Raw genomic sequence first — 20,092 nt, forward strand, 5'->3', positions numbered from 1 at the left:
CGGGCTCCTCAGGCTTCGGCGTTGGCTTTGATCAGGCGGTCATAGGCGTCCTGATCCAGCAGTTGGCCAACGGCGGCGGCATCGCTTGGAATGAAGCGGAAGAACCAGCCTTCGCCCAGCGGGTCTTCGTTGACCAGTTCCGGGCTGTCTTCCAGGGCCGGGTTGGTGGCGACCACTTCACCGTCCAGGGGCATGTACACGCCGCTGGCGGCCTTCACCGACTCCACGGTGGCGGCTTCGGCGCCCTTGTCGTAGCTCTGCAGCTCGGGCAGTTGCACAAACACCACATCGCCCAGGGCGTTCTGGGCGAAAGCCGTGATGCCGACGGTGACACTGCCATCAGCTTCGGTACGCAGCCATTCGTGATCTTCGGTAAAACGCAACTCGCTCATGGAAACTCCTCAGGGGCCAGATTTCGTCTGGTGGACGCGATTGAAGGCTCGTGCAGGGCCGAGCCGAATGGCGATATCCATAGCAAGAATATGGCCAATATTTATTTATTATTTATAAATCAATGAGTTGTGATTATTTCTGGGCGATCGGCATTGCTTGGCTGTAGCGAAATCAATACAGCTGGAGGCAGGGAAAAAAGGCTTTGTCGATCAAAGCCTTGGAGAGTAAAGGTTGGTCGCGACTGTATCGAAAACGTTCCGCTGTAGCGCTTTCAGTACAGATGGAGGTCGCTTTTCACCGGTTTTTGTAGGAGCGAAGCTTGCTCGCGATCAACCCGAGGACACTGCGCAGGCTCCAGGCACTGTGGCGTCATTGAGATTTTCCGCGAGCAAGCTTCGCTCCTGCAGAGCCGCTTGCTTCAGGCCTTGCCGGGAATACCGTATTTGCGCAGGCGGTGAGCGATGGCGGTGTGGGAGGTCTGCAGGCGGTTGGCCAGTTGCCGGGTCGAGGGATAGTTGACGTAGAGGTTTTCCAGCAGTTGTTTCTCGAAGCTCTCCACCGCCTGCTCCAGGCTCTCGACCTCGGCATCGTTCTGGCGCGCCACCGAGGTGCCGGCGATGTCCAGGTCGCCGATGTCCACCAGGTTGCCTTCGCAGATCGCCGCCGCGCGAAAGATCACGTTCTGCAACTGGCGCACGTTGCCAGGCCAGCGGTTGCCCAGCAGCGCCGGGTAGGTGCCAGGGGTCAGCCGGCATACCGGTCGCTGGATCTGGGTACAGGCCTGCTGCATGAAATAGCGGGCCAGCAGCAGGATGTCCTGGCCACGTTCGCGCAGGGGCGGTACTTCGATGTTCAGCACATTGAGGCGGTAGAACAGATCTTCGCGAAAGCTGCCCTCGCCGACCATCTTCTCCAGGTCGCGATGGGTCGCGCTGAGGATGCGCACATCGACCTTGACCTCGCGGTCGCCCCCCACCCGGCGAAAGCTGCCGTCGTTGAGAAACCGCAGGAGCTTGGCTTGCAGATAGGGTGACATCTCGCCGATCTCATCGAGAAACACCGTGCCCTGGTTGGCCAGTTCCATCAGCCCCGGCTTGCCGCCGCGCTGGGCGCCGGTGAAGGCGCCGGGGGCATAACCGAACAGTTCGCTCTCGGCGAGGTTCTCCGGCAGTGCCGCGCAGTTCAGGGCCAGGAACGGCGCGTTGTGGCGGGCGCTGATGGCGTGGCAGGCGCGGGCCACCAGCTCCTTGCCGGTGCCGGTTTCCCCCTGGATCAGGAGCGGTGCATCCAGGGCAGCGACCCGCAGGGCCCGGGCCTTGAGGGTACGGATCGCCGGCGACTCGCCTAGCAGGGCATCGAAACCCTCGGCATGATCGTGGTGCAGGGCCGACAGCTGCTCGCCAATGCGGTTGGGCTGGTACAGGGTCAGCAGTGCACCGGCGTCGGTAATGGGGGTGGCGTCGAGCAGCAACGTCTGGCCATTGACCGTGACTTCCCGCAGGGGCAGGCGAAAGCCCTGTTCCAGGAGCGTATCGAGCAGGCCAGGATCGGCGAACAGCCCGGCGACGCTTTCCCCGGCAGGTTCGCGACCATACAGGGCCACCAGCGCCGGGTTGGCCAGCAGCACCTTGCCGGTGTTGTCCAGGGCCAGTACCGGGTCGGTCATGGCGGCCAGCAAGGCATCGAGCTGCAGGTGGCGCCGCTGGCCAGGCAGGATGTCGACCACCGTCACCGACTGCACGCCATGCACGTTGAACAGGGCATCGCTCAGTTCTTCAAGAACCTGCGGGCTCAGGGTCGGAGCGTCGATGTAGACGTTGGGCGGGACCATCTCCACCGCATCCAGGTTGAGGTTGCGCCCGCCAAGCAGGGCCAGGACTTCCTGGGTGATGCCGACGCGATCGATGAAACTGACGTGGATACGCATGGGGTGAGGGAGGTTTCTGGGGCTCTGGAGGGCTGCCAGTATGCCTTGGGCGAGGGGCTTAGTCGAAAGCCTCGTGGCTGGCGCAGCAGCCTGGGCATGGCCCGGTGCAGGTCCGGGAGCCCACCGGGCGGGGGCGCCGGCAGGCCGGTTGCTGCCCGGCGCTTATTCCAGGTGTTCGGGTTTCATCGGGTCGCCGGGCTTGACGTCCAGCTGCTTGCGCACATCCTCGAACATCTCGTCGTAGTACTTGTGCATGGACGCGATGCTGGCGTTCTTGGGCAGCCCGTGCTGCTGGGCAAGACGCGTGGCATGGCGGGCGAAGTCGAACGCCTGGTCCTTGGCCAGGAAGAACTGCTCCTTGAGGGGCTTGTCCTCGATGGTGCCGTGCAAGGTGAATTGCATGCCCTTGCCTTCCTTGGGGTCCTGGGCGAGTTGATAGTCGATGCACAGGTTGTAGCTGAAGTCGTCCTTGTTCAGCGCATGACGCTCGATGTGCAAGTGACCGGGCTCAAACATGGCCATAGGCTTGGTCCTCCTGGGCGTTGAAGAAAGGGCAGGCTGCGGGCCTGCCCCTGTTCCTGCAACAAGCGTCTAAAGGTAGCTGATGCCGGGTTTTGCTGTGCTGATGCGCGTGCCGGCGTGGCCCTGGACGATTGCTTCGATGTCCGAGAGTGAACCGATCACCGCGACTTTTCCAGTGTGCTGGGCGAATTCACAGGCGGCCTGGACCTTGGGTCCCATGGAGCCTGCGGCAAAGCCCAGCTTCTCGATTTCATCGGGGTGGGCCTGGGCGATGGCCTTCTGGGTCGGTTTGCCGAAGTCGATGAACGCCGCGTTGACGTCGGTGGCGATCACCAGCAGGTCGGCTTCCAGTTGCTCGGCCAGCAGCGCCGAGCACAGGTCCTTGTCGATCACCGCCTCGATGCCCTTGAGCTTGCCATCCTCGCCGTACAGGGTCGGGATGCCGCCACCACCGGCGCAGATCACGATGCTGCTTTTTTCCAGCAGCCACTTGATCGGACGGATTTCGAAGATGCGCTTGGGTTTCGGGCTGGCCACCACCCGGCGGTACTTGTCGCCATCCGGGGCGATGGCCCAGCCTTTTTCCTTGGCCAGCTTCTCGGCTTCCTCCTTGCTGTAGACCGGGCCGATGGGCTTGGTCGGGTTGTTGAAGGCGGGGTCCTTGGCGTCCACTTCCACCTGGGTCAGCAAGGTGGCGAAGGGCACTTCGAAGTCCAGCAGGTTGCCCAGTTCCTGTTCGATGATGTAGCCGATCATGCCTTCGGTCTCGGCGCCGAGCACGTCCAGCGGGTAGGGCGAAACCTGGGTATAGGCCGCCGCCTGCAACGACAGCAGGCCCACTTGCGGGCCATTGCCGTGGGCGATCACCAACTGGTTGCCGGGATGGATCTTGGCGATCTGCTCGGTGGCGATGCGGATGTTGGCGCGTTGGTTGTCCGCAGTCATGGGTTCACCACGGCGGAGCAGGGCGTTACCGCCCAGAGCAACGACGATACGCATAATGCATTCCTTCCAGAGTTCGGTGATCCCGTGGGGGCGTGGCTGGCCGGCGATCATGCGGGGTCAGGGGTGACCCCGTCGCGGGCAAGCCTCGCTCCTACAGGGCCCGGGAGGTTGTCCCGGGCATGGTGGTTACAGGTCGGCCAGGGTCGAGACCAGGATCGCCTTGATGGTGTGCATGCGGTTTTCCGCCTGCTCGAAGGCGATGCAGGCTGGCGATTCGAACACGTCGTCGGTGACTTCGATGCCGTTGGCCAGGTGCGGGTACTGCTCGGCGATCTGCTTGCCGACCTTGGTATCGCTGTTGTGGAAGGCTGGCAGGCAGTGCATGAACTTGGTCCGTGGGTTACCGGTGGCCTTCATCAGCTGGGTATTGACCTGGTAGGGCAGCAATTGCTCGATGCGTTCAGCCCAGGCCTCCACCGGCTCGCCCATGGAGACCCAGACGTCGGTGTGGATGAAGTCCACGCCCTTGACCGCGGCTTTCGGGTCTTCGGTGAGGGTGATGCGGGCGCCGCTGTCCTCTGCGTACTTCTTGCAGCGCTCGACCAGGTCGTCATGGGGCCACAGGGCCTTGGGCGCGCAGATGCGCACGTCCATGCCGAGCTTGGCGCCTACCAGCAGCAGCGAGTTGCCCATGTTGTTGCGGGCATCGCCCAGATAGGCGTAGCTGATGTCGTGGATCGGCTTGTCGGCGTGTTCGCGCATGGTCAGCACGTCGGCGATCATCTGGGTCGGGTGGTACTCGTCGGTCAGGCCGTTGAACACCGGCACCCCGGCGAACTTCGCCAGTTCCTCGACGATTTCCTGCTTGAACCCGCGGTACTCGATGGCGTCGTACATGCGCCCCAGCACCCGGGCGGTGTCCTTCATGCTTTCCTTGTGGCCGATCTGCGATGAGTTGGGGTCGATGTAGGTGACGTTGGCGCCCTGGTCATAGGCCGCCACTTCGAAGGCACAGCGGGTACGGGTCGAGGTTTTCTCGAAGATCAGGGCGATGTTGTTGCCCTTCAGGTGCTGCTGCTCGGTGCCGGTGTACTTGGCGCGCTTGAGGTCGCGGGACAGGTCCAGCAGGTAGCGCAGTTCGCGTGGAGTGTGGTGTTCCAGGCTCAGCAGGTTACGGTTGTGGATGTTGAACGCCATGATGATTCTCCTTGCCGACGCGGTGAAAGCTACTGCGCGTTGCGCTCGCTACGCTTTCACGGCATCGGTTTGTGGTGGGTCAAATTCAGTTGAACTGCTCAGTAGTCGATCGGGTCGCGAATGATCGGGCAGGTCATGCAGTGGCCGCCGCCACGGCCCCGGCCCAGTTCGCCGGCGCTGATGGTGATGACTTCCACGCCGGCCTTGCGCAGCAGGGTGTTGGTGTAGGTGTTGCGGTCGTAACCGATCACCACGCCAGGCTCCACGGCCACCACGTTGTTGCCGTCGTCCCATTGCTCGCGCTCGGCGGCGAAGCTGTTGCCACCGGTTTCCACCACGCGCAGGGCCTTGAGGTTGAGCGCTGCGGCCACGGTGTCGAGGAAGCTGGTCTTCTCGCGCTGGATATCGATGCCGTGGGGCTTGCTCTCGTCAGGGCGCAGGGTGAAAGGCACGATCTGGTTGACCACTTCGGGGAAGATGGTGACCAGGTCGCGGTCGCAGAAACTGAACACGGTGTCCAGGTGCATCGCCGCGCGGGATTTTGGCAGGCCGGCAACGATCACCCGCTCCACCGCCTTGTTCTTGAACAGGTTGCGCGCCAGCTGGCCGATAGCCTGGTGGGACGAGCGCTCGCCCATGCCGATCAGGACCACGCCGTTGCCAATGGGCATCACGTCTCCGCCTTCCAGGGTGGAGGCGCCATGCTCCTGGTCGGGGTCGCCGTACCAGATCTGGAAGTCGGCGTTGGTGAACTCGGGGTGGAACTTGTAGATGGCGGTGGTCAGCAGGGTTTCCTGGCGTCGCGCCGGCCAGTACATGGGGTTGAGCGTCACGCCACCGTAGATCCAGCAGGTGGTATCGCGGGTGAACTGGGTGTTGGGCAGCGGCGGCAGGATGAAGCTTGCATGGCCGAGGAAGTCGCGGAACATCTCGATGGTCCTGCCGCCGAAGCTGCTCGGCAGGTCATCGGCCGATACACCACCAATCAGGAACTCGGCGACCTTGCGCGGCTCCAGGCTGCGCAGCCACGAGCCGACTTCATCCACCAGGCCCAGGCCAACGGTGTTGGCGGTGATCTTGCGTTCCAGGATCCAGTCCAGTGCTTCGGGGATGGCGACGATGTCGGTCAGCAGGTTGTGCATTTCCAGCACATCAATATCCCGCTCGCGCATCTTGGTGACGAAGTCGAAGTGGTCGCGCTTGGCCTGGGCAACCCAGAGCACATCGTCGAACAGCAGTTCATCGCAGTTGTTGGGGGTCAGCCGCTGATGGGCCAGGCCTGGGGAGCAAACCATGACTTTGCGCAGTTTGCCGGCTTCGGAATGGACGCCGTACTTAACTTTTTCCGTGGTCATTACTGTGATCCTCCAGAGACAAAACAATCAGGGGTGTTGCAGATACAGCTACAGGGTCAGGAAACCGTCGTAGAGGCCGTAGGCCGCCACGGCGGCGCCCGCGACCACTGCGGCGAAAATCAGTTTCTCGACAGGGGTGAAAACCGGTTTGTGCAGTTCCATCTTGGCCTTGGCGAAGAGCACTGCGCCCGGGGCATAGAGCAGGGCCGACAGCAGCAGGTACTTGACCCCACCGGCGTACAGCAGCCAGATCGCATAGACCAGGGCGATGCTGCCGATGACCAGGTCCTTCTTGCGCTCGGCCAGGGCTTGTTCATAGCTCTCGCCGCGTACTGCCAGCAGCACCGCATAGGCCGCCGACCACAGGTACGGCACCAGGATCATCGAGGTGGCGAGGTAGATCAGCGACAGGTAGGTGCTGTTGGAGAACAGGGTGATGACCAGGAAGACCTGCACCATGGCGTTGGTCAGCCACAGGGCGTTGGCTGGCACGTGGTTGGCGTTTTCCCGGCGCAGGAACTCCGGCATGGTGTGGTCCTTGGCAGCGGCGAACATGATCTCGGCGCACAGCAGCACCCACGACAGCAATGCCCCCAGCAGCGAGATGATCAGGCCGACGCTGATCAGCACCGCGCCCCAGTGGCCCACCACGTGTTCCAGCACGGCGGCCATGGACGGGTTCTGCAGCTTGGCCAGTTCCGGCTGGGTCATGATCCCCAGGGACAGCACGTTCACCAGCACCAGGAACAGCAGCACGGTGATGAAACCGATGACGGTGGCCTTGCCCACGTCGGAGCGTTTCTCCGCCCGGGAGGAGAAGATGCTCGCGCCCTCGATGCCGATGAACACCCAGACGGTGACCAGCATCATGTTGCGCACCTGGTTCATCACGCTGCCCAGGTCCGGGTTCTTCACGCCCCAGATGTCGGCGGTGAAGATGTCCAGCTTGAAGGCGAACAGGGCGATCAACACGAACAGCAGCAGCGGCACGACCTTGGCGACGGTGGTTACCAGGTTGATGAAGGCGGCTTCCTTGATGCCGCGTAGCACCAGGAAATGCACGGCCCAGAGCAATACCGAGGCGCCGATGACTGCGGCAGGGGTGTTGCCCTCGCCGAAGATCGGGAAGAAGTAGCCCAGGGTGCTGAACAGCAGGACGAAGTAACCGACGTTGCCCAGCCAGGCGCTGATCCAGTAACCCCAGGCTGAAGAGAAGCCCATGTAGTCGCCGAATCCAGCCTTGGCGTAGGCATATACGCCACCGTCCAGGTCAGGCTTGCGATTGGCCAGAGTTTGAAAGACGAATGCCAATGTCAACATACCGACAGCGGTAATCGCCCACCCAATAAGAACTGCACCGACATCGGCGCTGGCTGCCATGTTTTGCGGCAAGGAAAAGATTCCCCCGCCAATCATGGAACCCACTACCAGGGCGACTAAGGCGCCCAGTCTTAGTTTTCCGGGAGATTCAGACATTGCATGACTCCAATGCAGGAGAAGAGAGGCTTCAGAGTAAGTCTGCTGGCATTCAAAACAGCTGACTTGGATCAGTTCATTGCTGCATTTCGTTGTGAATGAATGACTTAAGATTTATGGCGGGAGGTAGAATGCTGCCCTGAGAGGGCCATTCCAGAAGGTTTTGATCTCCATTCAAGCGGGGTCATTCCATGGTCGATGTCGATTGACGCTAGACCCTTTCAAAGAATATGCAAATTATCCCGGGTACTAAGTAGGTGGGATTTCAGTGATGGCACTTCATGCATGTTCTTAACAAAATACTCGGTTATTCAGGATGTTCTGCGAGGTGTTCGCAGAGCCCCCGGATAAAAGGTGGTTAATTGACTGTTACTGCCAGAATCAAATTTCTAGAAAGTTGTTTAATTGCGTCTAATTTTATCGCCAGGGCGACTCGCTGATATAAGAGGTAGGGATGTCACAACCGGCACAGAAGCTTCAACTTGGTGCGCTGATCGCATTGGTGGTGGGCTCGATGATTGGCGGAGGAATCTTTTCCTTGCCGCAGAACATGGCCGCCCGGGCCGACGCCGGGGCCGTGCTGATCGGCTGGGGCATCACCGCGGTCGGCATGCTGACCCTGGCCTTCGTGTTCCAGACCCTGGCCAATCGCAAGCCTGAATTGGATTCGGGGGTCTATGCCTATGCCAAGGCCGGCTTTGGCGACTACATGGGTTTCTCCTCGGCCTGGGGTTACTGGATCAGCGCCTGGTTGGGCAACGTCGGTTACTTCGTCCTGTTGTTCAGCACCCTGGGCTACTTCTTCCCAGTGTTCGGCCAGGGCAATACCCCGGTCGCCATCGGGTGTGCCTCGATCCTGCTCTGGGCCGTGCATTTCCTGGTACTGCGCGGCATCAAGGAAGCCACCTTCATCAACCAGCTGACCACGGTGGCCAAGATCGTGCCGCTGGTGATGTTCATCGTGATCGCCGCGGTGGCCTTCAAGGCGGAGATCTTCACCCGTGACATCTGGGGGCGCAGCAACCCGAACTTCGGGGGCGTGCTGGACCAGGTGCGCAACATGATGCTGGTCACGGTCTTCGTGTTCATCGGCATCGAAGGCGCCAGCGTGTATTCGGCGCGCGCGCAGAAGCGCGCGGATGTCGGGCGAGCCACGGTGATAGGTTTTCTCGGGGTCCTGGCACTACTGGTATTGGTCAACGTGTTGTCGCTGGGGATCATGAGCCAGCCGGAACTGGCAAGTCTGCAGAACCCGTCACTGGCTGCGGTGCTGGAGCATATCGTCGGTCCCTGGGGAGCCCTGCTGATCAGCATCGGCCTGGCAGTGTCACTGCTGGGGGCGCTGTTGTCGTGGGCCCTGCTGTGCGCGGAAATCCTCCACGCCACCGCCAGCGACCGGACCATGCCGGCCTTCCTGCGCAAGGAAAACGCCAACCACGTACCGGTCAATGCCCTGTGGCTGACCAACGTGATGATCCAGGTGTTCTTGCTGATCACCCTGGTGTCTGCCGGCACCTACACCAAGCTGATCTACCTGGCCTCGTCGATGATCCTGGTGCCGTACCTGTGGTCGGCGGCCTATGCGGTGCTGCTCAGCGGTCGCGGCGAAACCTACGAGCAAGCCTCGGGTGAGCGTCTGAAGGACCTGTGCATCGCCACCATTGCTTTGAGCTACGCCATCTGGCTGCTGTATGCCGGTGGGGTCAAGTACTTGCTGCTCTCGGCCCTGCTCTACGCGCCGGGGGTGATCCTGTTCGCCAAGGCCAAGCGCGAACAGGGCAAGCCGCTGTTTACCCTGCCGGAGAAGCTGATCTTCACCGCGGTGATCATCGGTGCGTTGCTGGCCGCCTACGGTCTGTACAGCGGTTTGCTGGCGCTGTGAGCCCGCACCAGCGGCTACTGCTGCCCTACCAGGGGCCCTACGACTGGCAAGCGATGCTGGGCTTCTTGGCGATGCGCGCCATTGGCGCTCTGGAAGTGGTGCAGGGCGATGTCTACGCCCGCAGCTTCGAGCTCGAGGGCCGGCAAGGCACCTTGAGCGTTCGCCCGGGGCCTGGTGAACAGCTGGACCTGCGGGTGAGGCTGGCGGGCCAGGACCTGACCCCGTCGCTGATCGGCCAGTTGGTGAGGCGGGCACGCCGGCAATTCGACCTGGATGCCGATGTGCAGCGTATCCACCGTGAGCTGGCCGTCGACTCGCTGCTGCAACCGTTGCTGGCGGCGCGTCCCGGGTTGAGGGTGCCGGGGGCCTGGGATGGCTTCGAACTGGCGATTCGGGCGGTGTTGGGCCAGCAGATCACGGTGCAGGGCGCCATCCGCCTGGCGAGCCGACTGGTAGCCGTACATGGCCGGCCCCTGGCGCTGCCCGACCCCGACTGGCCGGAACTGACCCATGTGTTCGCCACACCGGGGGCGCTGGCCGTGGCCGACCTGGCTGCCCTGGGCATGCCGGCGAGCCGTGGCCGGACCCTGTCCACCGTGGCCCGGGCGGTGCTCGACGATCCGCAGTTGCTCGAGCCCAAGGCCAGCCTGCAGCAGGGGCTCGAGGGCCTGTTGCGGCTGGGCGGGATCGGCGACTGGACGGCGCACTACATCGCCTTGCGGCACATGCGCGAGATGGACGCGTTCCCGGCGGCCGACGTGGGCCTGCTCAACGCCATGGCGCTCCTGCAAGGCCAGCGCCCCACTGCGCGCCAGTTGCTGGCGCGAGCCGAAGCCTGGCGGCCATGGCGCGGTTATGCGGCGCAGCATCTGTGGTCGGTTGGCAACTGAGGCGCAGTGTCTCTACCACCACCGAGCGCGGTGCGCACCCAGGGGGCCGGCCGGGCAATCCCACTGGATCGGGGTGCCGCTGATGTGCAGGGGCACGCGCAAGCGATGGGCCGGGCCCCAGGCGGTCTGTTCCAGGACGAGTCCCTGGTCGTCCTGGTCTTCTGCCCTCAAGCCGCTTTCGGTTTGCCCTGGGTCCGAGTGCTCGACCAGCAGCTTGGCGGTCCGGGCCAGGGACAATCGTGCCTGCCCACCCTGCTGCCAGGAGGGGCTCAGAGCCCGCAGGGCGCTGGCGGCCATCAGGTAGCCGGTGGCGTGGTCCAGGGCCTGGACCGGCAGCGGCATGGGCCGATCCGCGACTTTCCAGGCCATGCCGGCCTCGGCGATGCCGCTACTCATCTGCACCAGGCTGTCGAACCCCCGGCGGTTGCACCAGGGGCCGCTCCAGCCGTAGGCGTTGAGGCTCACCTCGACCAGTCCGGGGGCCAGGCGCTGGCGCGCTTGGCTGCCATACCCCAGACCCTCCAGGGCATCGGCGCGGTAGCCGTGGAGCAGCAGGTCGGCCTGGGCCAGCAAGCGTTCGAAGGTGGCACGATCCGCAAGGTCGTGCAGGTCCAGGCGTGCGCAGCGCTTGCCCAGGGTCATTTCCGGCTCCACGGCCGGCTCGTTCCAACAGGGCGGGTCGATCCGCAGCACGTCGGCGCCGAGCCCGGCCAGCAGGCGGCTCGCCACGGGGCCGGCGAGGACCCGGGTCAGGTCCAGCACCTTGAGGCCGGCCAGCGGCTGCGCTCTGGAGCCGCTCCAGGGTTTGGCGCGGGGTTCGCCCCCGGGCAGCCAGTGCACCAGGGGTTCGCTGCCCACTGCCTGGCCCTGGGGGTGGGCCTGCCACTGGGCCCAGCTACGCATCTGCGCCGCGCAGCCGCCCTGGTCGACGATCGCCTGTTCCAGTTCCTCGGCGTTCCAGCCAGCCACCCGGGCGGCCATGGTTGCACGGTCGTTGGCGGCGCCCAGTACCTGCTCGGCCACGGCCCGATGATGGGGAGCATTGGTGTGCAGGCGAATCCAGCCGTCACCGGTGGCATAGTCGCCGGCGATCGGGTCCCACAGTCCAGGTGGGGTCCACCCCTGGGGCCGCAAGGAGCTGGCGAACCAGAACGAGGCCAGGCGCCGGTCGACGCCGACAGCGGGGCGCTGGCCGGTATGGTCGTGCAGGAACTCGGCCAGCGCCAGGCCGGCAGCGCCGATGCTGGCGCTGGCCAGGTCGCTGACGGCGAAGGCCGAGGGCAGGGCGCCTTCGCCGTGTTCGGCGAGGTTGGACGGCGCTAGCTTGAGGGCGGTTTGAATGGAGGCCAGCAGCAGGGACATGGACGGCTCCTCGAAACAAGAGGAGGGCATTGCACCCTGAAACGCCGCCAGCTGTCGAGGCGCAAGGTCGTCCCCGGTGACGCGCTCGCCGCGTCACCGGGGCACGATTCAGACCCGGAACTGATCCATCAGCTGCATCTGCTGGGTGGCCAGGGCATTGAGCTGGCTGCTGACCTGGGCCGATTCGCTGGCCTGTTCGGTGAGGGTCTCGGTGACACTGCGGATGGCCGAGACATTGCGGTTGACCTCTTCGGCCACCGCGCTCTGTTCCTCGGCGGCGCTGGCGATCTGCAGGTTCATGTCGCTGATCACGGTCACCGCGTCGCTGATCTTGCCCAGGGCCTGTACGGCCAGCTGGATCTGCCCGGCATTGCTCTGCGCCTGGTTCTGGCTGGTATGCATGGTGGTCACCACGTCGCGGGTGCCGCTCTGGATACGCTCGATCACCACGCGGATCTCCTCCACCGAGTCCTGGGTACGTTTTGCCAGGTTGCGCACCTCATCGGCGACCACGGCGAAGCCGCGACCGCTTTCCCCCGCGCGGGCCGCTTCGATGGCGGCGTTGAGGGCCAGCAGGTTGGTCTGTTCGGCGATGCTGCGGATCACCTCCAGCACCGAACCGATCTGCTCGCTGCTCACCGCCAGGGCCTCGACTTCGCCAACAGCCTTGCTGACCTCGTTGGCGAGCAGGCTGATGTCCTGGGTGCTGCGCTCGATGATGGTCATGCCTTCCCTGGCCGATTGGTCGGCACCCCGGGCGGCCTGGGCGGCATTGGCCGCGCTGCTGGCGACCTCATGGGCGGTGGCGCTCATTTCGTTGGAGGCGGTGGCCACCTGGTCGATCTCGCGGAACTGCACCTGCATGCCTTCGCTGGTCTGGCGGGCGATCTCCGAAGACTGGTCGGCGGTGCCGCGGGCCTCGATGATGCTCTGCTTGATCTGGGCGATGGTCGGTTGCAGCTTGTCGAGGAAACGGTTGAACCAGCCCACCAGCTCGCCCAGCTCGTCCTTCTTGCTGTAGTCCAGGCGCTGGGTCAGGTCGCCGTCGCCGCTGGCGATGGCCTTGAGCATCTGCGCCACGCTGTTGATCGGCCGGGTCACGCCCGAGGCGCTGAGCCACATCAGGGCCAGGCCCAGCAGGCCGGCGCCGATGGCCACCAGCACGGTCTTGATCGTGCCGCTGGTCTGGGCTTCATCCAGCAATGCCTGCAGTTTCACCGAGTCGGCCAGCAGCACCTGCTGGGGCAGATCGATAGTCACGCCCCAGGGCTTGGCATCGGCGATGGGGCTGAAAGGATAGACCGCGCGAATCAGGTCGCCCTGCTGCAAAACCTTGGCCTGGCTGCCGCCCAGTACGGCGAGGATGTCCTTGCCCTGGGCGCCGAGGGTCTCGCCGATGTTCTTGCCGACTTGCGCCGGGTTGGCCCCGACCGCGGCCTGCAGGCCGCTGCCGGCGACGATCATCATGTGCCCGGCACCGTCGAACAGAAAGCGCTGGGCTTCGTCGGCGGCCGCTTGCAGCGAGTCCAGGGCGATGTCGATGCCCATCACCCCGATCACCTTGCCGTCCACCAGCAGGGGTAGGGAGATGGTGGTCATCAGCACTTGCTTCTTGTCTTCGCCGATGGTGTCGGCGTAAGGGTCGAGCAGGCAGGTGCGGCGGGTGTCCCGAGGGCAGGTGTACCAGATGTTGTAGGGCGTGCCGCTGAGGTTGAGGGTGGTCTTGGTCAGGTCATCCTCGACCATCACGGTGTTGAGCCCCTGGCCGCCGGACCGGCTCCAGTAGGTGGCGAAGCGCCCGCGCTCGTTGGAAGAGCGGGCCGCATCGTTGGCGAACTCGCTGTCCTTGCCGTCCAGGGCGTTGGGTTCGTAGGCCAGCCAGATGCCGAGCACCTTGGAGTTGCGCTCGAAGGCAGTCTTGAGGCTGTGGTTGAGCTCCTCGCGCAGGGCCGAGGCTTCCAGCCCGCGCTTGCTGGCCATCTGGCGCAGATCGCGAACCTGATCCGCCAGGGCATTGAGGGCTAGCTGGCTTTCACCGAAGGTCTTCTGCACGCGCACTGCCTGGTCGGCCGCCTTGGCCTGCAGCAGGCCCTCGACGCCGGCCGTCAGCATTCGCGTGCTGGAAGTGTTGACCAGCTGGTTGTTCTGCCGGCTCTGGTAGAGGTTCATGCCGACGATCAGGGCTACCACGCCCAGCAGGCACAAGCCGGACAGCAGCACGATCTTCAGGCGAATGGAGAGAGAGTCGAACATGGGGCGATCTCGCGAAAGGACGGATGGGAAGCACGGAATCGGATGATTCCGGTCGCCAAGTCCATTCAGCGCCATGCCCGGAACATCGGCTTGGGCGACCTTTGCGTGAGGGTTTGCCGACGAATGGTCATGCCCTTGGCCTGTATGGCCTCAGTGCACAGGGCATAGCCGCCAGGCGCCCGGATTCAGGAGGTTTGCGCCAGGGTCTCGGGGCGTGACCAGATCCACAGGTTGCCCAGGGTCATGCCGGCGATGGCGGCGTACAGGGTCCAGTGATGGTTGAGCAGGGTCAGCATCAGGCCGGCGCACAGCAGCATGCTGAGGGTGGCGCTGACCTTGGCCTTGCGGCTGACGATTCGGCCATTGCGCCAGTTGCTCAGGATCGGTCCGAACAGGCGGTGGTTCTCCATCCAGGCGCTGAGCCTTGGCGAGCTCTTGGTGGCGGCCCAGGCGGCCAGGAGAATGAATTCGGTGGTGGGCAGGCCCGGCACCACGATCGCGACCAGGCCGATGGCCAGGCTGACATAGGCCAGTGCGCCGAACAGCAGGCGGGAGATTTTCGAAGACGGGGGGCGAGTGGGGGTCATGGCGTCGATGATGGGGTAACGCGTGGTACGGCTCAATCCGCAGGGCGGCTCGGGCGACAGGATACCGCTGCGGGCAGGCACACTCCATCGTGTCCTGCCCGCAACCAGTGGATTCAGGCCGGCTGTGCCGCGTTGGCGTAAGCCTGTTCCAGCAGCACGGTGAAGCGGTTGAAGGCGTCCAGGGCGCCTTTTTCCGCCGCTGCTTCTTCTTCGGCGCTGAACTCCAGGCCATCGAGGATACGGGTGAAGGTCTTCCAGCCTTCGGCACGGCCACCAGCCGGTTCGCCCAGGTGACGGGCGCCGAAGGTTTCGCTCAGGCCCAGGCCAACGGCGCGCTTGATCAGGAACGCTGCGCCGAGCTTGGAGCCCTCGGACACGAAGATCCAGCCCAGGGCCTCGGCCTTGCTCGGATTGCTCACTGCACCAGCGACCGGCGCCGGCACTTCGGTGTCCAGGTCGGCCAGGTCGGCCTTGGCCGCTTCGGCGCGGCAGCGCTCGGCCAGGTCCGGGACGATCTTGATCAGTTCGGGGTCGTTGTACAGCTCGACCAGTTCGGACTGGAACAGGTACTGGGCCACCACGAAGCGGGCGAAGGCGCCCTGGGTTTCAAACGGCGCATGGGCCTTGACCAGGGCGTCGAGCTTGGAATGCGGCTCGTGGGTGATCTGGTTCAGGCGCTGGGAGCGCAGGTGATGAGGCTGGGCAGAATCCTGGGAGGTCATACCGATGTCCTTGAGAATGAGAGGCACTTAGTGACTAGACGAACAAGAAGACGCGACACAGTAAAAAATCCTCACTGCCCTTGATGAAAAAGAGCAATGAGGAGCGCTGGGATCAGATATCCCAGACCAGGTTCACCGAGAAATTGCGGCCGGGCATGGTCAGGCGGTCGAGGTTGGCGGGGGCGGTCTGCCCGGCTTCCCCGACGCTGTCGTAGCCGCGCACGTCGTCCCAGTTCCAGTACTTCTTGTCGGTCAGGTTGTACAGGCCGGCATTGACGGTCAGGTCGTCGGTGACCTTGTAGAACCCGGTCAGGTCGAGAATGCCGAAGCCGGGCGTCTTGAACTGGCCGCTGGCAAGACGACCGTCCGGAGCCTTGAAGGTGCTGTCGTCGACCCGATCCTTGCGCTTGACCAGGGTCCAGCTCAGCAGGGCGCCGTACTGGTCCTGCTCATAGCCCAGGCCGAATACGCCCTTGAGCGGGTTGACGCTGTTGATCGGTTCGCCATTGTCGTTGTTGCGCCCGTAGGCATAAGCCACCGAGCCGATGCTGTAGAGACCCTGGGGAGCACCGAAGGCGTCCAGGTTCAGGCGGCCCTTGGCCTCGGCCCCCTTGATGGTGGCACGCTTGATGTTGTTGCTCTGGATGACCGCTTGCAGTGCGCCAGCAGTGGTGGCGTCTTCATTGATGAAGTCGCGGTACTGGTTGTAGAACACCGACACGTCGAAGGAACCGGCGTCGAAACTGCCGCGCAGGCCGGTTTCGATGCCCTTGCTGGTTTCCGGCTTGAGCTTGGAGTTGGGTTCGACCACATAGCCGCCGGCGATGTTCTCGAAGCGTCCGTAGAGGGCTTTGGCCGATGGGGTACGGAAGCCTTCAGCGTACTGGCCGTAGGCAGTGTAGTGGTCATCGAAGGCATAGGTCAGGCCGAACTTGGGCGAGACCCGGTGCCAGGTCTTCTTCTCATCGCTGACCGGGAAGGCGCCGTTGGGGTTGACGGTGTTGAGGAATTCCTGGGTCACATGCGGCTTGAGCTGGATATAGTCGTAGCGCAGGCCCGGAGTGAAGGTCCAGGCATTCCAGCTGATCTGGTCTTGGGCGAACAGGGCGTAGCTGTTGATGGTCGGATCCGGGAAATCGCTGGATTTCTTCACGCTGTCGCTGGCGGTCGGGCTGGGGGCGCCGATGGCCGTGCAGCCGCCACCGACCTTCAGGCAGGTGGCGGTACCGAAGCGCGAGCCGGTGACCTTCTGTTGCTTGAGGGTGGTGCCGTAGGTCAGCTGGTGGTCGGTTTCACCCAGGGTGAAGGCCTTGTCCAACTGGGCATCGAACACCCACTGCTTTTCCTCGTACAGGGTCTGGCGTTCGCGCAGCACGTCACGCGCCACCGGGCTGAACACCGAGACTGGGTTGTAGCGTTCGCTGGTGGTCTGGTCGGTCTTGGCGATCTGGTAGTTCAGGCTCCATTTGATCCGGTCCGCCAGGGGCGACTCCAGGGCGAAGCTGTTTTCCAGTCCGAAGCGTTCACGAGTGATGGTGTCGTTGCCGGTCCGCGAGCGGTACCAGTTCTGCCCCACGCCATTGAGAAACAGGCCGCCCACCGCGCTTTTCTGATTGGTGTCGCGGTCGTCCTTGTATTTCTCGTAGGTCAGGCCCAGGCGTGCATCGTCGGCATAGTTCCAGCCCAGCTTGGCCAGCACATTGGTGGTGCGCACATCCTCCGGGTTGGCGGCGGTGCGGCCCAGGCCGGTGCCGTTGTTGCTGCCGTAGGATTCGGTCTCGTGACCATCGCGCCGGCTCAGGTGCAGCAAGCCGTCGAACTCGCCGACGCGGCCGGCGAACGTGCCGGACTTCAACCAGCTTTCGTCGGCCGAGCTGTAGCCGGTCTTCAGGCGTGCGCCGACGTCCTGGCCGGGCTTGATGATGTCGTCGGGGTCCAGGGTGTAGTAGCTGACCGCGCCGCCAATGGCGTTGCTGCCATACAGCACCGAGGCCGGGCCGCGGAGGATTTCCACGCGCTTGACGACTTCCGGGTCGACGTAGTTGCGGTTGGTCTTGGCGTAGGGGCCGCTGAAGAACTGGTTCGGGACTTCGACACCGTCGACCTGGGTCAGGATCCGATTGCTGTCGATGCCGCGGATGTTGTAGCCGCTGATGCCGGCGCGCTGGCCGGCACCGCCCACCGAAACCCCGGGTTCGTAGCGCACCAGGTCCTTGATGTTTGTGACGTTCTGGCGGTCGAGTTCTTCCCGGGTGTGCACGCTCACCGTGCTCGGTACCGAGTTGATGTCCTGTTCCTGGCGGGTGGCGCTGATGGTCACCTGCTGCAGGTTCACCGCATTGGGGTTGCTGCGTTTCTCCAGGACGATGTTGTTGCTGCCCAGCTTGCGATAGCTCAGGTTGGTGCCGGCCAGCAGCCGATCCAGGGCTTTCTCCGGCGTCAGCGAGCCGCGTACTCCCGGAGAAACCACGTCCTTGCCCAATTCGGCCGGCAGGCCTACCTGCCAGCCGGTGACGGTGGTGAAGGCGTTGAGGGCCGACACCAGGGGCTGCTGGGCGATGGCAAAGGTGTAGTTGCCCATGCGCTGGCTGGAGGCGGCGGGGGCCTGGTCGGCCAGCGCCGGAGCCGCCTGGGTACCGGCCAGCAGGATGGCGGCGGTGAGCAGTGACAGGGTGCAATGTTGCAGGCGAGAGTTGGAAACAGCGGATCGGCTGTTGAGACGAGAAGACATCGAAAGCGCTCCGGGTCGCACGAATCTTTATAGGTGTGCAGATTTGCACTCAAAAATGCGAATCAATTGCATTGGCTATAACGAGACGTACGACCTGTGGCTGTCGCGTAAAAATAATTGTTCTCAATTGAGAATCACCAGCGCTGGCAGTTCCGAAAGGCGTGCCGACGTGATGTGGGCCAGGGAGCGCACCACGTCCAGAGGCTGGTCCAGGCGGTAGTTGCCGGTCACCGCGACATTGGCCAACTGTTCGTTGGTGTTGACGATCCAGCCTGGATAGTAACGGCGCAACTCGGCCAGGACCTGGCTCAGCGGGCAGTTTTCGAACACCAGGCGACCGTCGACCCAGGCCAGCTCCTTGCCGGCGTCGAGCCTGGCCGGTTGGTCGAAGCCCTTGGGGCCGACCCTCACGCTTTCACCGGCGCTCAGGCGCAGGCGCTGGTCGGCATGGGTGGCTCGCAGGTCTAGGTCCCCGCGCTGCACCTGGACCTGGGCGACGCCATCCAGGTAGCGCACGGCGAAGGTGGTATCACGCACGCTGGCGCGCACCGGGCCGGCGTCCAGCTCCAGGGGCAATCCGCGATTGCCCGGGACTTCGAAGAAAGCCTCGCCCTGGTACAGCCGCGCGCTACGTTGGTGGTCGTCGATATTGCTGGAGAACGCCGAGTTGGTGTTGAGCAGCACCCGGGAGCCGTCTTCGAGCTGCAGGCGCTGGCGCTCGCCCACCAGGGTCAGGTGATCGGCCTGCAGGCGCAGGGGCAGGTTGCTGAAGCTGAACAGCCCCAGGACCAGTACCGCGGCGGTGGCCAGGGGTTTCCAGTGGGGGCGCAGGCGCGCCAGCAGCGAGACTTTCGGCGGGACGGCCAGGGTCAGCGCAGACTGCGCCACTTGTGGCCCATCCCAGATGGCCTGGGCCCTGGTGAAGGCCTGGGCATTGAGTGGCGATGCGGCCAGCCACTGCTGGAATTGGCGTGTCTGTTCCGGGGTCGGATGTTCCAGCTCGATCAGCCAGTCCAGGGCCTGGTCCATGGCCTGGATGCTTGGGGGCGTGCCAGCAGGGGTAGGCGGCTCGGCGCTGTGAAGGTCCGTCACGGGTGTTCCTCGGCCGCGTCTGTGCGCAGCTGTTTTTTCAAGAGAGAGCGAAAGCCGGCCAAGGGTAACAAAGGCCCGGGGCTGACGCAGTCATTCTGCCTGGCGGTTGATGCTCACTGGCCGTCGAGGCGTTCGGCGACGCCGATGCAGATGGCCATGATCAGTTTCAGCTCCTTTTGCACCGTGCTCGGGGAAACCTTCAACTCGTCGGCGATCTCCTGGTAGCTCTGGCCATGCAGGCGGCTGAGGATGAAGATCCGCTGCTGGCGGGCGCTGAGTTGACCGAGGCTGATGTTCAAGCGCTCCAGCAACTGCTCGGCATGAGCGGCATCCTCGGCGCTGCTGGTGGGGGCGGCGACACTCTCCAGCACCTGGAGTGGCACGTCCTCGAGCAGGGTACGGTCCTGGATGCGCCGGGCCCGCAGATGGTCGAGCGCCAGGTTGCGCGCAGTCTGGAACACGAAGGGTTCCAGGTGGGTGATCGGCCGCTCGGTGAGGGCCCGGGTCACTCGCAGGTAGGTTTCTTGCAACAGGTCTTCGGCGGTGCTGTGGTTGTTGACCATCCGCTCCAGCGTGCGCAGCAGAGAAATCCGTTGAGTGAGGAAGACATGGTTGAAGTGCGATTGGCTCACAGCAAGACCTGATCCATTTTTAGCAGATGATAATGATTGTCATCTACACCTGCGGTCAAGCCTTGCGTGAATTGTCCCGTCCGGCAGCGTTCGGCTGGCCGGCGGGAACCGGTGCCGATGGCCGGT

16 protein-coding genes are annotated in these 20,092 nt (G+C 63.8%); 2 read left to right on the forward strand and 14 right to left on the reverse strand.

Going from position 1 to position 20,092, the window contains the following annotated elements; translation table 11 throughout:
• Window positions 1-8: 8 nt before the first annotated feature.
• The 7 genes from gcvH to arcD (LGQ10_RS26680) all read right to left on the reverse strand — a co-directional run bounded on the left by gcvH (window position 9) and on the right by arcD (LGQ10_RS26680) (window position 7,815).
• Window positions 9-392, reverse strand: coding sequence for a glycine cleavage system protein GcvH (gcvH, locus tag LGQ10_RS26650; RefSeq protein ID WP_226523696.1), 384 nt, complete (start codon window positions 390-392; stop codon window positions 9-11).
• A gap of 419 nt (window positions 393-811) precedes the next feature.
• On the reverse strand, window positions 812-2,320 hold the full coding sequence (locus LGQ10_RS26655) for a sigma-54-dependent transcriptional regulator (RefSeq protein ID WP_058434113.1): 1,509 nt from the start codon (window positions 2,318-2,320) through the stop codon (window positions 812-814).
• Between the two features lie 162 nt (window positions 2,321-2,482).
• On the reverse strand, window positions 2,483-2,842 hold the full coding sequence (locus tag LGQ10_RS26660) for a DUF5064 family protein (protein WP_058434112.1): 360 nt from the start codon (window positions 2,840-2,842) through the stop codon (window positions 2,483-2,485).
• Window positions 2,843-2,911: 69 nt separating this feature from the next.
• Complete coding sequence (gene arcC / locus LGQ10_RS26665; RefSeq protein ID WP_226523697.1) at window positions 2,912-3,841, reverse strand: carbamate kinase; 930 nt, start codon at window positions 3,839-3,841, stop codon at window positions 2,912-2,914.
• A 132-nt stretch (window positions 3,842-3,973) separates the two neighbouring features.
• The gene (locus LGQ10_RS26670) at window positions 3,974-4,984 is read right to left on the reverse strand and encodes an ornithine carbamoyltransferase (RefSeq protein ID WP_058434110.1); all 1,011 of its coding nucleotides are present in this window, start codon (window positions 4,982-4,984) and stop codon (window positions 3,974-3,976) included.
• Window positions 4,985-5,082: 98 nt separating this feature from the next.
• Window positions 5,083-6,339 carry an arginine deiminase gene (gene arcA / locus LGQ10_RS26675; RefSeq protein ID WP_058434109.1) on the reverse strand — a complete coding sequence of 419 codons (1,257 nt, stop codon included), beginning with the start codon at window positions 6,337-6,339 and terminating at the stop codon, window positions 5,083-5,085.
• Between the two features lie 48 nt (window positions 6,340-6,387).
• A complete protein-coding gene (gene arcD, locus LGQ10_RS26680; protein WP_226523698.1) occupies window positions 6,388-7,815 on the reverse strand; it encodes an arginine-ornithine antiporter in 1,428 nt (475 codons plus the stop codon).
• 454 nt (window positions 7,816-8,269) lie between these two features.
• Here arcD (LGQ10_RS26680) and arcD (LGQ10_RS26685) point away from each other — a divergent pair, with 454 nt between their 5' ends.
• Window positions 8,270-9,697 carry an arginine-ornithine antiporter gene (gene arcD / locus LGQ10_RS26685; protein ID WP_226523699.1) on the forward strand — a complete coding sequence of 476 codons (1,428 nt, stop codon included), beginning with the start codon at window positions 8,270-8,272 and terminating at the stop codon, window positions 9,695-9,697.
• A gap of 53 nt (window positions 9,698-9,750) precedes the next feature.
• Complete coding sequence (locus LGQ10_RS26690; protein ID WP_413247638.1) at window positions 9,751-10,587, forward strand: DNA-3-methyladenine glycosylase family protein; 837 nt, start codon at window positions 9,751-9,753, stop codon at window positions 10,585-10,587.
• A gap of 12 nt (window positions 10,588-10,599) precedes the next feature.
• Here the strand turns inward: LGQ10_RS26690 and LGQ10_RS26695 are convergent, their stop codons facing one another.
• From LGQ10_RS26695 to LGQ10_RS26725, 7 genes are all read right to left on the reverse strand, one after another.
• The gene (locus tag LGQ10_RS26695) at window positions 10,600-11,949 is read right to left on the reverse strand and encodes a CoA transferase (protein WP_226523701.1); all 1,350 of its coding nucleotides are present in this window, start codon (window positions 11,947-11,949) and stop codon (window positions 10,600-10,602) included.
• A 108-nt stretch (window positions 11,950-12,057) separates the two neighbouring features.
• On the reverse strand, window positions 12,058-14,202 hold the full coding sequence (locus tag LGQ10_RS26700) for a methyl-accepting chemotaxis protein (RefSeq protein ID WP_226523702.1): 2,145 nt from the start codon (window positions 14,200-14,202) through the stop codon (window positions 12,058-12,060).
• Between the two features lie 185 nt (window positions 14,203-14,387).
• Entirely contained in the window at window positions 14,388-14,789 is a 402-nt protein-coding gene (locus tag LGQ10_RS26705; protein ID WP_058437110.1) for a YbaN family protein, read from the reverse strand.
• Window positions 14,790-14,902: 113 nt separating this feature from the next.
• Window positions 14,903-15,511 carry a biliverdin-producing heme oxygenase gene (locus tag LGQ10_RS26710; protein ID WP_226523703.1) on the reverse strand — a complete coding sequence of 203 codons (609 nt, stop codon included), beginning with the start codon at window positions 15,509-15,511 and terminating at the stop codon, window positions 14,903-14,905.
• A 112-nt stretch (window positions 15,512-15,623) separates the two neighbouring features.
• A complete protein-coding gene (locus LGQ10_RS26715; protein WP_226523704.1) occupies window positions 15,624-18,242 on the reverse strand; it encodes a TonB-dependent receptor in 2,619 nt (872 codons plus the stop codon).
• Between the two features lie 123 nt (window positions 18,243-18,365).
• Complete coding sequence (locus LGQ10_RS26720) at window positions 18,366-19,334, reverse strand: FecR family protein (protein WP_226523705.1); 969 nt, start codon at window positions 19,332-19,334, stop codon at window positions 18,366-18,368.
• A 113-nt stretch (window positions 19,335-19,447) separates the two neighbouring features.
• Entirely contained in the window at window positions 19,448-19,966 is a 519-nt protein-coding gene (locus LGQ10_RS26725) for an RNA polymerase sigma factor (RefSeq protein ID WP_226523706.1), read from the reverse strand.
• Window positions 19,967-20,092 lie beyond the last annotated feature (126 nt).

The organism is Pseudomonas sp. L5B5, assembly GCF_020520285.1.
Taxonomy (GTDB): Bacteria; Pseudomonadota; Gammaproteobacteria; order Pseudomonadales; family Pseudomonadaceae; genus Aquipseudomonas.

Excerpts from the sequence above, each read along its gene's own strand:
- gcvH (WP_226523696.1), bottom strand. The coding sequence starts at position 392 with ATGAGCGAGTTGCGTTTTACCGAAGATCACGAATGGCTGCGTACCGAA.
- LGQ10_RS26655 (WP_058434113.1), bottom strand. The coding sequence starts at position 2,320 with ATGCGTATCCACGTCAGTTTCATCGATCGCGTCGGCATCACCCAGGAA.
- LGQ10_RS26660 (WP_058434112.1), bottom strand. The coding sequence starts at position 2,842 with ATGGCCATGTTTGAGCCCGGTCACTTGCACATCGAGCGTCATGCGCTG.
- arcC (WP_226523697.1), bottom strand. The coding sequence starts at position 3,841 with ATGCGTATCGTCGTTGCTCTGGGCGGTAACGCCCTGCTCCGCCGTGGT.
- LGQ10_RS26670 (WP_058434110.1), bottom strand. The coding sequence starts at position 4,984 with ATGGCGTTCAACATCCACAACCGTAACCTGCTGAGCCTGGAACACCAC.
- arcA (WP_058434109.1), bottom strand. The coding sequence starts at position 6,339 with ATGACCACGGAAAAAGTTAAGTACGGCGTCCATTCCGAAGCCGGCAAA.
- arcD (WP_226523698.1), bottom strand. The coding sequence starts at position 7,815 with ATGTCTGAATCTCCCGGAAAACTAAGACTGGGCGCCTTAGTCGCCCTG.
- arcD (WP_226523699.1), top strand. The coding sequence starts at position 8,270 with ATGTCACAACCGGCACAGAAGCTTCAACTTGGTGCGCTGATCGCATTG.
- LGQ10_RS26690 (WP_413247638.1), top strand. The coding sequence starts at position 9,751 with ATGCTGGGCTTCTTGGCGATGCGCGCCATTGGCGCTCTGGAAGTGGTG.
- LGQ10_RS26695 (WP_226523701.1), bottom strand. The coding sequence starts at position 11,949 with ATGTCCCTGCTGCTGGCCTCCATTCAAACCGCCCTCAAGCTAGCGCCG.
- LGQ10_RS26700 (WP_226523702.1), bottom strand. The coding sequence starts at position 14,202 with ATGTTCGACTCTCTCTCCATTCGCCTGAAGATCGTGCTGCTGTCCGGC.
- LGQ10_RS26705 (WP_058437110.1), bottom strand. The coding sequence starts at position 14,789 with ATGACCCCCACTCGCCCCCCGTCTTCGAAAATCTCCCGCCTGCTGTTC.
- LGQ10_RS26710 (WP_226523703.1), bottom strand. The coding sequence starts at position 15,511 with ATGACCTCCCAGGATTCTGCCCAGCCTCATCACCTGCGCTCCCAGCGC.
- LGQ10_RS26715 (WP_226523704.1), bottom strand. The coding sequence starts at position 18,242 with ATGTCTTCTCGTCTCAACAGCCGATCCGCTGTTTCCAACTCTCGCCTG.